General features: G+C 40.6%; 10 protein-coding genes. 1 reads left to right on the top strand and 9 read right to left on the bottom strand.

Annotation, left to right across the window (positions count from 1 at the left end; all coding sequences use genetic code 11):
- Positions 1–219: 219 nt before the first annotated feature.
- Positions 220–2238, top strand: coding sequence for a KUP/HAK/KT family potassium transporter (locus tag BET01_RS03520; protein ID WP_120195389.1), 2019 nt, complete (start codon positions 220–222; stop codon positions 2236–2238).
- A 100-nt stretch (positions 2239–2338) separates the two neighbouring features.
- Here BET01_RS03520 and BET01_RS03515 read toward each other — a convergent pair whose 3' ends face one another.
- From BET01_RS03515 to BET01_RS03475, 9 genes are all read right to left on the bottom strand, one after another.
- Positions 2339–3601, bottom strand: a complete 1263-nt coding sequence (locus BET01_RS03515; RefSeq protein ID WP_120195388.1) for a flavodoxin family protein — start codon at positions 3599–3601, stop codon at positions 2339–2341.
- On the bottom strand, positions 3598–4152 hold the full coding sequence (locus BET01_RS03510; protein ID WP_120195387.1) for a PadR family transcriptional regulator: 555 nt from the start codon (positions 4150–4152) through the stop codon (positions 3598–3600). The genes BET01_RS03515 and BET01_RS03510 overlap by 4 nt, the downstream gene beginning before the upstream one ends.
- Before the next feature lie 522 nt (positions 4153–4674).
- Positions 4675–5490 carry a DUF4037 domain-containing protein gene (locus tag BET01_RS03505; protein ID WP_120195386.1) on the bottom strand — a complete coding sequence of 272 codons (816 nt, stop codon included), beginning with the start codon at positions 5488–5490 and terminating at the stop codon, positions 4675–4677.
- A gap of 173 nt (positions 5491–5663) precedes the next feature.
- Entirely contained in the window at positions 5664–5849 is a 186-nt protein-coding gene (locus BET01_RS03500) for a hypothetical protein (RefSeq protein ID WP_120195385.1), read from the bottom strand.
- Positions 5850–5934: 85 nt separating this feature from the next.
- Complete coding sequence (locus BET01_RS03495) at positions 5935–6567, bottom strand: Vat family streptogramin A O-acetyltransferase (protein WP_120195384.1); 633 nt, start codon at positions 6565–6567, stop codon at positions 5935–5937.
- A gap of 204 nt (positions 6568–6771) precedes the next feature.
- Entirely contained in the window at positions 6772–8154 is a 1383-nt protein-coding gene (locus BET01_RS03490; RefSeq protein WP_243117112.1) for an FAD-dependent oxidoreductase, read from the bottom strand.
- A gap of 108 nt (positions 8155–8262) precedes the next feature.
- Positions 8263–10269 (bottom strand): heparinase II/III domain-containing protein, encoded by a 2007-nt coding sequence (locus tag BET01_RS03485; protein WP_158584976.1) that lies wholly within the window; start codon positions 10267–10269, stop codon positions 8263–8265.
- A gap of 13 nt (positions 10270–10282) precedes the next feature.
- On the bottom strand, positions 10283–11881 hold the full coding sequence (locus BET01_RS03480) for a response regulator (protein WP_120195382.1): 1599 nt from the start codon (positions 11879–11881) through the stop codon (positions 10283–10285).
- A complete protein-coding gene (locus BET01_RS03475) occupies positions 11878–13701 on the bottom strand; it encodes a sensor histidine kinase (RefSeq protein ID WP_120195381.1) in 1824 nt (607 codons plus the stop codon). The genes BET01_RS03480 and BET01_RS03475 overlap by 4 nt, the downstream gene beginning before the upstream one ends.
- Positions 13702–13706 lie beyond the last annotated feature (5 nt).

The following is a 13706-nucleotide window of genomic DNA, read 5'->3' as shown; positions in this document are numbered from 1 at the left end:
CATTACGAGTTCTTTTTTGTAAAATACCCATATCAAAAGGGAGTAGTTGACGCTCAATCAGTGTTTGCGATTGCATCAATACGATTATAGACACCGCTATTACAGCCTAATATAATCTGCATCGCAACGAAGTAACAAGACTTTTGTTGTAATGTCTACGTTACAGCAGGGGTTTTTTTTTGTTTTTTTACAGAAAATACATTTAATGAAGAGGAAAATATGGAATCACTATCAAAGAAATCTAATATTTCAAAGCTATCACTTGGCGGAATACTGGTAACATTAGGTGTGGTGTATGGAGATATCGGTACTTCACCGCTCTATGTAATGAAATCTGTACTTTATGGAAATGGTGGAATTCAGCACGCCTCAGAAAATTTCATTCTGGGAACCTTATCCCTCGTATTCTGGACACTCACTATTTTAACAAGTATAAAATATGTATGCATTACATTAAGGGCAGATAACAATGGAGAAGGCGGTATCTTCTCCCTGTTCACACTTGTCAGAAGCCGTTCCAGGTGGTTGATCGTTCCTGCAATGATCGGAGGTTCTGCTCTCCTTGCCGATGGAATGTTAACACCTGCGGTAACCGTAACATCCGCTGTTGAAGGTCTTAAACTGCTGCCAGTTTTTCACGACCTATTCGGCGACAACCAAAGGAATATCGTTTTTCTCGTCATTTTTATAATCTGTATCCTGTTTTTCATTCAGCATATCGGAACAGAGTTTATCGGAAGACTGTTTGGTCCTATCATGTTTTTGTGGTTCGGCAGCATAGCGATTTTCGGCATCGTCAATCTTGTGAAAAATCCATTCCTGCTGCGCGCATTGTCACCTCATTATGCCATCAATATTCTTTTTAGCGATGACAACAAGCTTGGATTTTTTATTCTGGGAAGCATATTTTTGTGTTCTACCGGAGCCGAAGCTCTTTACTCCGATTTGGGACATGTTGGCAGAAAAAACATTTACTTTACATGGCCATTTGTGAAAATATGTTTATTGCTCAACTATTTCGGCCAAGGTGCCTGGATTTTATCTTCAAGAAATAATCCCGCGTTTGCCTTAACGGAAGATATCAATCCATTTTATCAAATGATTCCTCACGGCTTTTTGGTCTACGGCATCGGCATCTCTACCCTGGCTGCTATCATAGCATCTCAGGCTTTGATTTCAGGCTCCTTTACTCTTGTATCGGAAGCCATTAAACTCAATCTTTTCCCAAGACTTCATACCATATACCCCTCTCCATTAAAGGGACAGCTCTACATTCCAGCCATCAATCGGATCTTATGCATTGTCTGTATCGGCATTGTACTTTTCTTTCAAAGTTCCGAGAAAATGGAGTCAGCGTACGGTCTCGCCATAACAGTTACCATGCTTATGACCACTATCTTGTTATTTAACTACATGTTAAAGAAGAAAACACCCCTTGTACTTGCAGTCATCACCTTTGTTTTCTTTATGTGTTTTGAAATTTCCTTCTTCTTGGCAAATATCATTAAATTTTTCCATGGTGGATTTGTTGCCATTATAATTGCTGTTTCTATCTTATTTGTTATGTATCTCTGGGACAGAGCTCATATTATAAGGATGCGATATGAGGAGTTTGTCCCAATAAAAAATTATATCAAACAGCTAACTAAGTTGCATGACGATCCGGAAGTTCCCAAATATGCCAGCAATCTGGTGTGCTTAAGCAAGTGCCCGAACCCTGAGGAAATCGAGCGAAAGATCTTGTACTTCCTTTTCGATAAGCGCCCAAAAAAAGCCGATATTTACTGGTTTGTGGATGTCGTAGTAACAGATGAACCTTTTCAGGCCGAGTATTCCATCGAAAATTTTAATACGAACCACATTATAAAAATACAGTTAAAGCTAGGTTTTCGTATTGATCAAAACCTTAACGTGTTTTTACGTCAGATATCAACGGAGCTAGTGAAGAATAAGGAAATTGAGCCTCAAACCAATACTTACTCCATTGTTCCAAACCGTAAACTAGGAGATTTCCGCTTTGTATTTATCCAGGAAGTCCTATCCCATGAAACCTCATTATCCGCCTGGGACTCCTTCGTTTTTAATACGAAGCTATTTATACAGAAGTTCACAGCTTCCCCTACAAACTGGTTCGGACTTGACACAAGCGATGTATATATTGAAAAAGTACCTATGGTCATTGGACATTCAAACCGTGTCGTTCTAAAAAGAAAAGATAGGGAAATTCGGAATAAGTAAAAGTTAAGATCTCCTATGAAGGTAAATTCATAGGGGATCTTTTTATAATAGCTAAATGGAATGCATTTCTTTTTATTAATACAAATTAACCTTTTTCCTATTATTTAGTGCTGCTATCTTCTGCATATGGCCTTGCAAATCGCTTTTTATAGGCACCATTTTTCTTAAGATTGAGATTCCAGTAGTAATTAGTTAATCCAGTAAGTGAAATTATGGAAAATAAAAATTGCGCACCCTTTGAAAGATATTCCGTTTTTTCATATTCTTTTTTCAGGGATATATCCATAATTCCTTTATTGGCATACGTTTGACCTAATAATTCCATTTGATCAAAGAACTTCTTATTAACGCTCTCCGGTTTTATCTGTATGCCTTCTACGCCAGGTTTTATAATAGTCCCGTCGAAAGACACACCAAGTTTTTTTGTAATTAGTTCAAGATAAGGTCTTAAATAATAGGACTGACTCGTCTCCGGGAATCCCGATTGAACAAAAAACGCCATATGTACTTCTTTATTATTAATTGGTTTCAGTTGTTCAAAAAACTTCATCACAGAACCCGGCATTGCATGTACATAGAGCGGAAAAACAAATAAATGATTCTCATTGATACCAAAATTTTCAGCCCACATTTTGTGCGCTTTCAAATTTATCAAATTCCTCACTTCAATATTTTCTACCCCCTGAGTTTTCATCCCCTTAATTATTTTTTCAATAATTAACATACTATTAGAATGATTCCCTCTCGGAGAGCCATTATAGATCACCCATTTTCCCTTTGCTTTTCTTTCAACAACATCTTTAGAAAGTACTTCACCGATTGGTTCTGCATACTCTAAATCAGCAACTTGTAAACAGTCATTTTCATACAGAAATTCTTTGCAAGCACTTTGATAATGATATGCCGTTCGAGCAAGATAGTTCTTTATAACGTTAACTTCTTCATGACTCAAACCACTTTTTTCAAAATAAAAGTTTAGAACGGGATATCTATCATATCGTTTCACATGACCACTCTCGCCATTTCTAATTTCGATATATGGTAAGTAATGTTGAATTAATCTATCTAAAAAAGTCTTACCCTTACCATCAATAAAGCCATTTTCTGTATTAAAAAGTAGAACCACCTCATCACTATTTATATAATCCTTGAATAATTTACTTGCATCATCATTCAATGCACATCTTCCAGGAGTCTTCCACCAACAACTCCAGCAACCAATACAATCCTTTATCTGAGTATCAATAGAATCATAGATCGTTATCTCAGATTCTTTATTGGATTCCTTAAAATAACTCTTAATCTCTTGAGACAGTAGTTCATTACTTCTATCTTTTCCAAAATCAAAAATGGTTATCTTCATGTTTCCTCCTCAATTCTTTTTAAGTAATCGCTAAACCAACTTATCACGAAGTTGGCGTAAGCAAGTCCAAATTCAAGTGCGTCATTCTCATATTTTGCCGGCTTATAGTTTTTAAAAGATGCACCCATTTCATCAAGGCGCACCTTCCCCTCCTTTCTTATATTAGTGAGATTTTGTTCCATGTCTTGAAAATGCATAATATGGGTATTGATGGAATGCACTTGCTCTTCTTTTGATAACTCATTAAAGAAAAACATTTTTAGTAATTGAGTGGACTTATACTTATCAGAACCCATATCCTGCCTCATCAGCTCACTAAACCGCTCCCTACCAGCATCGGTTATGCTATATAGTTTTTTAGTCCTGTTATTTTTAATTTCTTCTTTTATCTTTACATATCCATTTTGATTCAGTTTCACTAAGGCTGGATGGAGTGCCCCCTGGCTAGTACTTGCAAAATATTCAGTGCTTTTTTTCATTGCCATCTTTATATCGTATAATGTAAGGGGATAATTATAGGATAAAAATCCTAGGATAATTAATTCTATCAAGTATTGACTCCTTTTTTATCTATATTTTTTATATGTCTTAAAGACATATTATATGATAAATACTACTGCTGCTTTTTTAATCTGTCAAGATGATATTTTTTCTTTATTTTGTGGTAATTAATGATTAGACGATTACATTATGCTTTTTTTATTAGGCTCTGACTGGTCGATATTTCTCCATCTTGTCAGTTCAGAAGGTAGCAGATGCAGATAGCTCTTGGTATAAAATTAACAGAAAGCTACCTTTACAGCAAAATATGTTGGCTGACTAATTTTAGAAAAATCCCTATAAAAATCTATATGCGTCAACCATAACCGCTTACTGTCAATCTTAGTTTGCAAAAACAACTTATGAAACATCTTTTAAATCAATCGTCTCTTACATAAAACCCACATAAAAACCTAAGTATCCGCATTTTAAATAAGTTTGCATGATATTGGAGCAAAAAACAGACTGCTAAAATTAATCAGTCTGTTACTTAAATATATTTTTTATAATTTGTAGAGTATATGATGGCAAGCTTATCCCTGTTTAATTATAAACTCGACATTCTGGATTTCCCTTGTTAATTCTTTCAAATCATTTACCGACTCCTCCATTGTCTCACTAGAAGTTGCCATCTCAATGATCTTAAGCAGCCTTCCATAACAATTAATCGGTTTATTTTCAAATCCATGGATATATTCTTCCATTCGCTTCCTGCTTGGAAAATATGTATGATTCAGAGCAAATAAAGCTTGAAGTAGATGATCGAAAGAACTCTCCAGCACTTGATGATAAAATAGCACCTCTTTTCTCAGAATCACTCTACCTAGATCCTCATCATTAAGTACTCGAATAATATGATGTTGATATAGCTTTTCAAACAACTCAGACGGACTTCTCTTCACTAACTCTTTCAAGTCTGTCCAAGTGGAACCTTCTTCATATAAAATATTTATAGTTTCAACACTAGACAATCTTCCTGTTGGATAAAATCCACCTATCATCCCTAAGTGCTTTCCCTGTAATGTTTCTTTTAAATATGATTCCATTTCATCTATGGTAAAATACATGGGCATAATTTCAATTCCACCTATTAAGAGTATATCTCCATACCCCCAGTTTCCACCATTACATACATTCAAGGTACATTCGGAATATTGGTCGGAGAACAATGAATATATACGCTTGCGTTCTTCTTGCACTGGGATATTTGTACAAAGAACAAACAAATCAATATCACTCTGCCCAGACACCAGCTTTGCACTGATATCGCCTGTTTGAGCTATGCCTTTCACGGCTTCACATTCTGATATTTCACGCACTAAATTATCTTTTGCTAGCAATATATCCATCTTTCATTCCTTTCCTTTCCATCTTCATCTGCACATTACTAGACTCAAATTTAGAGTAACTCCTGTTTTTAGTACCTTTCTATACAAAACATAAATGCGCAATAATTAAAATGTATTTTACTTACACAAAAATCAAAAAGCACAGCACACCTACGCAAATTACTTTATGGATATTACTTATTTGAGATTTCATTTGTTAATAATGATTTTGAAATATACATGGCCTTTAAACGATTCTTAAGAAGCGTATGTTGAGAATTTCCCTCCGGAAACTTTTCTTGTGCCTTTTCGCACTTACTTATAATGGAATTTACAGCCCTAAGAGCCTCCTCCAATTCCCCCTTGGTATAATCACTCATAGCATTTTCTCCTTATAAAAAACTTGTTATAAAACAACCGTTATTCATTGCATATCATTGCCTTTATGGAGCAAGTAATCTTCCACTATATGTTCTTAATTTTGATTAAATCACCACTACATAGAGCCTCAAGATTTTCAGTGATTTTCTCCACAGACCAATCCCACCACTTCAATTCCAGGAGATAATCAATCAGCCTATCATCAAATCTTTTTCTAATAATCTTACAAGGATTACCCCCCGCAATATGATAAGCCGGTATATCCTTTGTCACAACAGAATTAGCTGCAATAATTGCGCCATCGCCGATATGCACTCCTGGCATAATAGTAACATTTTGCCCAATCCAGACATCATTTCCCACAACAGTATCTCCCTTGAATGGAAGATCTTCCAAGGACGGCGTACATTTCTCCCATCCATGTCCCATAATATTAAATGGGTAGGTCGTAACGCTACACATTCTATGATTTGCGCCATTCATTATAAATTCAATTCCTTTGGCTATCGCGCAAAACTTTCCAATGATAAGCTTGTCACCTAAAAATTCATAATGATGAGTGACATGGTTTTCAAAGTTCTCAGCCCCATTTACATCATCATAATAGGTATAGTCTCCTACAAATATATTGGGTCGAGTAATCACATTTTTAATATAACAGATACTGTTTATCTTTTCATTTGGATGTATATCATTGACATTTGGTCCGTACTGCATTGTATTCCTCCAACTCGTTAAATAATTACTTATATTTTACTATAGCTCAATAGCCTTGTCCACTTTCTATTGTGTTATATGAGCGAGCAGAACTGGTCACTTAATAAATATTTACTTTGCTTACTATATTCCATGAACCATGACATAACACCTGGTTATGTAACTATTTGTAAGAACGGGAAAGATAGGGGTTGTTGGATTACATTAATAAGGGTCAAGAAATGCCCCCTGAGCCTTTAGAGTCTCTCTGAGCTGTCCCACATCAATTGCCGCCACACTGCTTTCCCATCTTGCTGCAAGAGCCGCTGCTGTGCCGGCGCCCTGGCTGATGGCCATTAGTATGGGAGTCACACGAACAGCCCCGCAGGCTTCATGGGTCGCGCTCATACACCTGCCGGTCACCAGCAGATTATCCAACTCATTCGTATAAAGACAGCGGTATGGAATGGAATACCAGCTTCCCTGCTTTAAATAATAATGCTTTGTCGCCTCCCCGTCAGGAGAATGGATGTCAATTGGATAACCGCCCATGGCAATGGCATCTTCAAACATTTTATTTTGAAGCAGATCCAAAGCGGTCAGCTTGTAAGTGCCATTGATCTTTCGGCTTTCCCGCACGCCGATATGCGGTCCTGTGGCTACAATAACCGCATGTCCAAATCCTGGTACATATTTTCTCATGAGCTTTACAATAATATAAGCCTGCTTTCTTCCTTCTATTTCTGCCTCCGTTAAATCAAAGGAATCCAACGGACTTTTTTTCGTGATCCGGGACATGTTAAGGATATATTCTCCCAGATTGTTGGTTTCAAAACACAGCACCATATCCCTGTCAATGGGGAATTCTCCTGATTCCCTGGCCTTTCTGATTACAGAATATGCTCCCTGTATCCCGCTTCTTGGAATTAGCTCGAGATGGTCAAACGGAACGGTTGAGAGCATGTCATCCGAATGCATCTTCACGTATTCAATCACTCTGCCCCTATCCACATTCTGCACCTTGACGTTCATTGTCATGGGCTGGGTAAGATGATCCTCTTCTCTGCCGTACACACTTTCAATCCCTGCATGTGTGGCAAGATCCGCATCTGCCGATGCGTCTATGAAAACCGTACCGGTCACATCAAAAAAGCCCTGTTTCCCATACAAATGCACCTTACTGATCCTGCGGTCCTCCCGCTCACACCCTGTGTAAACCGTATGATACAGCAGATCCGCTCCCGCTTCCTTGACCATGGTTTCTAATATCAACTTCATTCCTTCTGCGTCGAAAGGAGTTACAGAACTGGCGTAACCCACAAAATCCTCCAAATGGCCCGGAGAAAAGCCCCCTTTTACCATACGTTCCACGATCTCCTCCGCAATCCCCCGAACAACCTGTGTGCTTCCGGCATGAAAGGTCATCTGAGGACCTGTGCCCGCCATAGTCAGCATTCCACCCAGACAGCCGTATTGCTCCACCAAAAGCGTCTTGGCTCCGTTTCTGGCACTGGCAATAGCCGCCGCAGTACCAGCCGGACCGCCACCGATGATTACTACATCATAATTTAAATCCCTTTTTGTGTCCGATTTCATAAACTTCTTCAATCCCTTCCCCTTTTCTTACACCCCATATACTCTGTGCGGCCCTCTTGGGTTCCTTTGTACAGAACCACATCTTACCAAAGAGATACAACTCAAATCTTACTGTTAAGTTTACATTTTATGCTCTTTGCTCCATGTCCTTCCGCTCGCGTTCTCTTTCCCTTCCACCATAACCAACATTGTGCCTGAGTGCCAGGAGAAGTTCACACGGTCAATTCTGCCTGGACCATCGCTGCTGGTTATCACATGGGCAAACACAGCTTCCTGGCCATAAGCCCGCTCAATCTGGTAATTAATGTTCGAAACCGAAGGATTATCCGGCCCTTTCCCGTAATAAAGTTCCTTGCCCTGATTCCAGGCAAACACATCCGTTCGAATTTCCCCATCGATATAAGAAAACACAGAATTTCTTTCCCCATCATTTGAAATATCTGCATTTTTCATAGAATGCAGATGCCGGTATGGCTTTCGGTCAGAAAAGCACTCTACTATCTTTCCTTTCGGAACCGAAATAGTTTCTCCAGAAACATGCATCACCCAGTCGATCGGCAAGCCCTTCCTGGCACCTTTTACCACAAATAACTCCACAAAGTAATCCGCCGCCCAGGCGATCTTTCTCTCCATCTTTACTCCGCAGTAATTCTCTTCCTTCCACTGCTCAATGGTAAATGTGTCAGGCATCTCATAGGGAGCCGTCCAGTCTGCTTCCGCCTCCACATACACAACTCCATCCCGTTCTTCATACTTTGTGAGTCTGGCATTGACCGGAGACTGGTTTTCTTCCCCGATATTCACCGTATTATGGGAGCCTGTATTCTTATAATAATCATAATGCATGACAGCTCCATATCCTGTGGTTCCAAGATCCGGGGAAATCCGTTTTCCAAAGTCAAGGTAGCTGATTGCCAGGCGGTCATAATGATCATGCTCCCCGCCATACCGGTCATGTTTAAACAGCAAGTATCTGGCATTGTCTCCTCTTAATACCGTGCAGCCGGACTCCCCTGCCTTTCCATGATAATTTTCAAGAACTGTTTCCTGTGTGGGCAGCTGGTCAACGCCATAGATAAATGCCTCTAAATTATCCCTTTTCTCGTCTTTAAAAAGCTGATTCAGCACGTACAAAATCTTATCTCCACCAATTTCCCTGTAAGCAAATTCATAGAGGTACAAGCTTGCAGATGTATGTCCGTAATTCGTGTCATTTAACATGGGAATCCGAAATCCTGGCTCTAAGTAAGACACCAGAAGCTCCATCATAGCCTTATAGTTTGGATGACTGATATGGCTGTGCTCCGTATGAAGAGCGATCTTCTCATAAGCAAAGAAACTGGTCAGCGCATAAAAATGATATCCAAAAGCCCCTTCAAACCACATATGATCCGCAAGCATCCCCTTTTCCAGCTGATATAAAAGCCCATATGGCTCATAAACAGCAAATCTGATATAAGAATCAATATGCAAAATCAGTCCGATAATGGCAATGGCGGAATTTATGATCACCTCATGATTATGAAGCTGTTTATGACGGTGTTCTATGAGAAACTCCGCACCCGGAAGCAGCATCTCTTTCTTTATATTCTCTCTTTCCTCCTCCGTAATAAAATCCCATATCAGATCATAAACCATGGCAAAGCTGCGGAGAAAATTTGCTTCATCAAGGGTCTGAGCTCCTACCTTTCCAGGTCCGTTATACGGAATATTTCCATGAACCTCATAGCTGTTATAGTACTTGGCATACTCTGCCATGATATCAATTGCTTTTCTGGCATAATCCATCTCCCCGGTAACCCTGCTGATCAGCCCCATCTGAAAGGCTGCCGTATAATTTCTGCTGTTAGTTATCCCCCACCACGCACTGTCATAGGGCTCACCCGAAAATACCTGACCGCAGGACGGACATTTGTGATGAAAGCCGTCGTTTCGGTTATAGCTTAAAGATACGGAGCAAATGGGACAGTAATAATAAAGAGTCCAGTTGGCAATTCCCGTCTTGGGGACCCGTATGGTATCAGCCATAACCTCTTCTGTTTCTTTCTTTAAATTCAAGATGGCCTGGGGCTGCTTTTTCCCTTTTTCCTGCAAATGCAGGATTTCCTGTTCCGTAAATTGAATCATATCCCGTCCCCTCCTAATATAAATGTTCTTCTTCCACCGCCTTTTTAAATTCCGTAGGCGTGCACCCGTAATATTTTTTAAAACTACTGGCAAAATATCTCTGATTCTCATAACCACACTCTTCTGCAATTTCCTGGATCTTTAATCCGGTTTCCTGTAAGAACTTACCGGCCCGCTCCATCCGTTTCCGGATCAAATATTCTCCCAGACTTTCCCCCACATACTGCTTAAAAATCTGTCTTACATAGCTGGAACTGAAATGCACCTTTGCAGCCACCCATTCCAGATCCAGATCCAGATTTTGCAAATCATTCTCAATCATCAGTTTTATCAGCTTTACCACTGCATCCGCCTTTGTTTCCTCTGAATTATCCCTGACCACCAAACAACATTTTCTGATATAGGTATCCAGCATATCCTTCATGTCCATAAGGCTTCCGTATGTAATCCGGTCCTGCATGGAGGACAAAGGCTCTGTATCTGCTCGGTCATAGCCTTCCTGTTCCATGTCATTTTGAATGGCATAAACCAGCTCACCCACGGATACACTTACGTAATCATTTTTCTTATTGGAAAAGGAAGCATAGCACTTCATCAGCCCTGTTAAGCTCTTTAGGGCGCCCTCTTTCTGTCCTCGCCTTACGGACATTCGAATCTGATTTTTCCATTCCCGGATCTGACCGCTGGTGATTTCCTCTTTCTTTCCATTATCTTCTCCATAAAACAGGATTTGCCGGTTTCCATCCAAATTCCCCCGCCACACGGCCATGGCCTCACGATAGGAATGTTCCAGATCGAACTGGCTGGTGTAAGCCTTTCCAACCGCACAGTTTAACTGAAAATGATAATATTTTTCCAGACTGACATTGATTTTTTCCAGGCTAAGGCCAATGTTTTTCAGGAATTCCCCCTCATCTTCTCCGCCTCCGCACCAGATCACTGCCAGCTGTATGCCGTCAAAGCTGACCGCAAACATGAAAATATCCGGAAGAAGATAGCCGTTTCTGACCAGCATCAAAAATTCCTCCACCTGCTCCTGCCTGCTGAAATCCCACGCACTTCCTTCCAGCCGCACGACCCCTGCTACATAATATTTTCCTTCCAGAGAGATGTCTGTCTCCGTCTGACACTCCTTTCCCTTTAGCAGCGCTCTTAAGGCCTTTTCCCGCACAAGCCCTTCCCGGCTTATGGCCTGTTCCTTTAAAAGGCTCATATTCTGCTGTAATGCTTTCTGACTGTCCAGTTCTTTCAGCAGCTTCATCATCACATCCGTCAGCTCTTTTGGAAGAAAGGGCTTTAATAAGTAATCCTTTACCCCCAGGGATATGGCCTGTTTCGCATAATCAAATTCATCGTATCCGCTTATGACCACATTTTTGCTGTGAAGGCCGGCCTTCTGCATCTCTTTTATCAATTCCAGACCGTTCATAAAGGGCATGGCTATGTCTGTAATGACAATATCCGGTTTCTTTAAAAGAGCTTCTTTCAGTCCTTCCCTTCCGTTGCCCGCGACAGCCACCACCTCAACATCAAGGTCAGAGCTATGGATGTTTCTAACCAGTAAATCTCTTACATAGTCTTCGTCATCAATAATCAGCACACGGTACATCATTCCACCTCGCCTGTTTCTGTTGGAATTGTTAATATGGCTCTCGTCCAATGACCAAAACTGCTTTCATAGCGCAGTCCGTAGCCATCCCCGTAAAATAACCGGATTCTTTCGTTGACATTATAAATACCATAGCCTGCCTTGGTGTCCGCTCCGCCTATTTGCAGTGTTTCATTCATTTGAATCAGTTTTTCCTCCGGGATACCGGCTCCGTTATCCCAAACGGAAAGTTCCAAAACCTCCTGCTGAGATATGGTATGGGTTTCTCCGTAGATCCTGATGTTCCCTGCTCCCTTTGTTTCCTTTATACCATGATAAATGGAGTTTTCCGCAAGAGGCTGTAAAATCAGCTTAATCAGCCGAATCTCCAGCCATTTTTCATCCATATCTATCTCATAGGACAAATGGGAATGGTAGCGGATGCTCTGTATCTTAAGGTAGCTTGCCACATGCTCCAGCTCTTCTCCAAGGGTGATGACCTCGGCTCCCTTGCTTAAGCTGATGCGAAAAAATTTTCCCAAAGAGCTTGAAAGAATGCTGATCTCCTCTGCCCCCTGGTCCGCCGCCTGCCAGGTGATGGCGTTAAGGGTATTATAAAGAAAATGAGGATTGATCTGGGCCTGGAGTGCCTTTAACTCCGCTTTCCGCTTCTGCTTCTGCACCTCTGAAACATAATCCCGTTCCCGTTTCAGTTCTTCAATGGTCTCCTCCTGCTTCTGCACCAGACTCTGGATTTCTCCAATCATGTAGTTAAATGTTTTTGCCAGACTCCCGATCTCATCCTTGTAGGGATAGAAAAACCGGACGCCCAAATCTCCTTTTTCCACGTAGCTCATCCGTTTTTCCAGCCTCCGCAGGGAATCCGTTAACTGGTGGGACAAAAGAAGAACAGCGGCAACCGTGAATAAGAACGTGATGCCCATGATCTCGTAAATCATATTCCGCAGACTCTTCAAGCTGCCAAGCAGGGTCTGTCTGGATTTCAGACCATATATCTGCCAGCCATTTTCTTTCAGACTTTCGTAGGTGACCAGATAAGTTTCGCCATCATACCGGTAATCGCTTGTGATGACATTGCTGCCTGCTTTTCTTGTTTCAGAGAGCTTCTTCAGCTCCTTTGAATCGACTCCCATTGAGCCGATCAGTACATTTCCCGTTTTATCCAATATAAGAATCTTGTCAAAGAACTCATATTTTCCTTCCAGAAGTCGTTCAAGTTCCGTTTTTTTCAGCTGAATTACCAGATATTCCACTCCCACATAACCCTGAACGCTGAACTGCCATACGATGGGGATCACCTGGTCATTATCCTGAAATATTTCGTCTGTCCATATCGGGAACCAACGTATGGATTTACCGGGGCTTTCCTCATAACTTTTGTAAAAAGTAGACTCCTTAAAATCAAAATCCCAGTTTCTCATGCGAACAAAATTATCAAAGCTGCCTTTATCGGTGTAAATGAAGGTAGAATGGATGAGACTTTCTCCTGTCTCAAAATCCTTCATAAAGTCGGGAACCGTCCCCAGAGCCTTTACCAGATTGATATCATTGGGGTTGTTTAAATAATCGGAGAGAGTCACCATAAACGTATAATTTGCCAGCATTCCCTTGGCCCTTTGGTTGATGACTCCAAAGCGCATTACCAGAGTGTCTGCGGTCTGAACCAGAACATCTTCCGCACCTACCCGGAAATTTTCTTCTATATCATTGGAAGTATACCGGTAATAAGATAAACCGCTGATAACTGTGGTAAAGAAAAATATGACCCCAAACAGCCATATGATCTTACTGCGAAACCGAAGATTGTTCCAGACTCTTTTCATGATAT

Origin of the sequence: Lacrimispora algidixylanolytica (assembly GCF_003609635.1) — a bacterium.
GTDB classification, from domain to species: domain Bacteria; phylum Bacillota; class Clostridia; order Lachnospirales; family Lachnospiraceae; genus Lacrimispora; species Lacrimispora algidixylanolytica.
The sequence above is the reverse complement of the archived record's forward strand: the minus strand, read 5'-3'. Positions and strand labels throughout refer to the sequence as shown.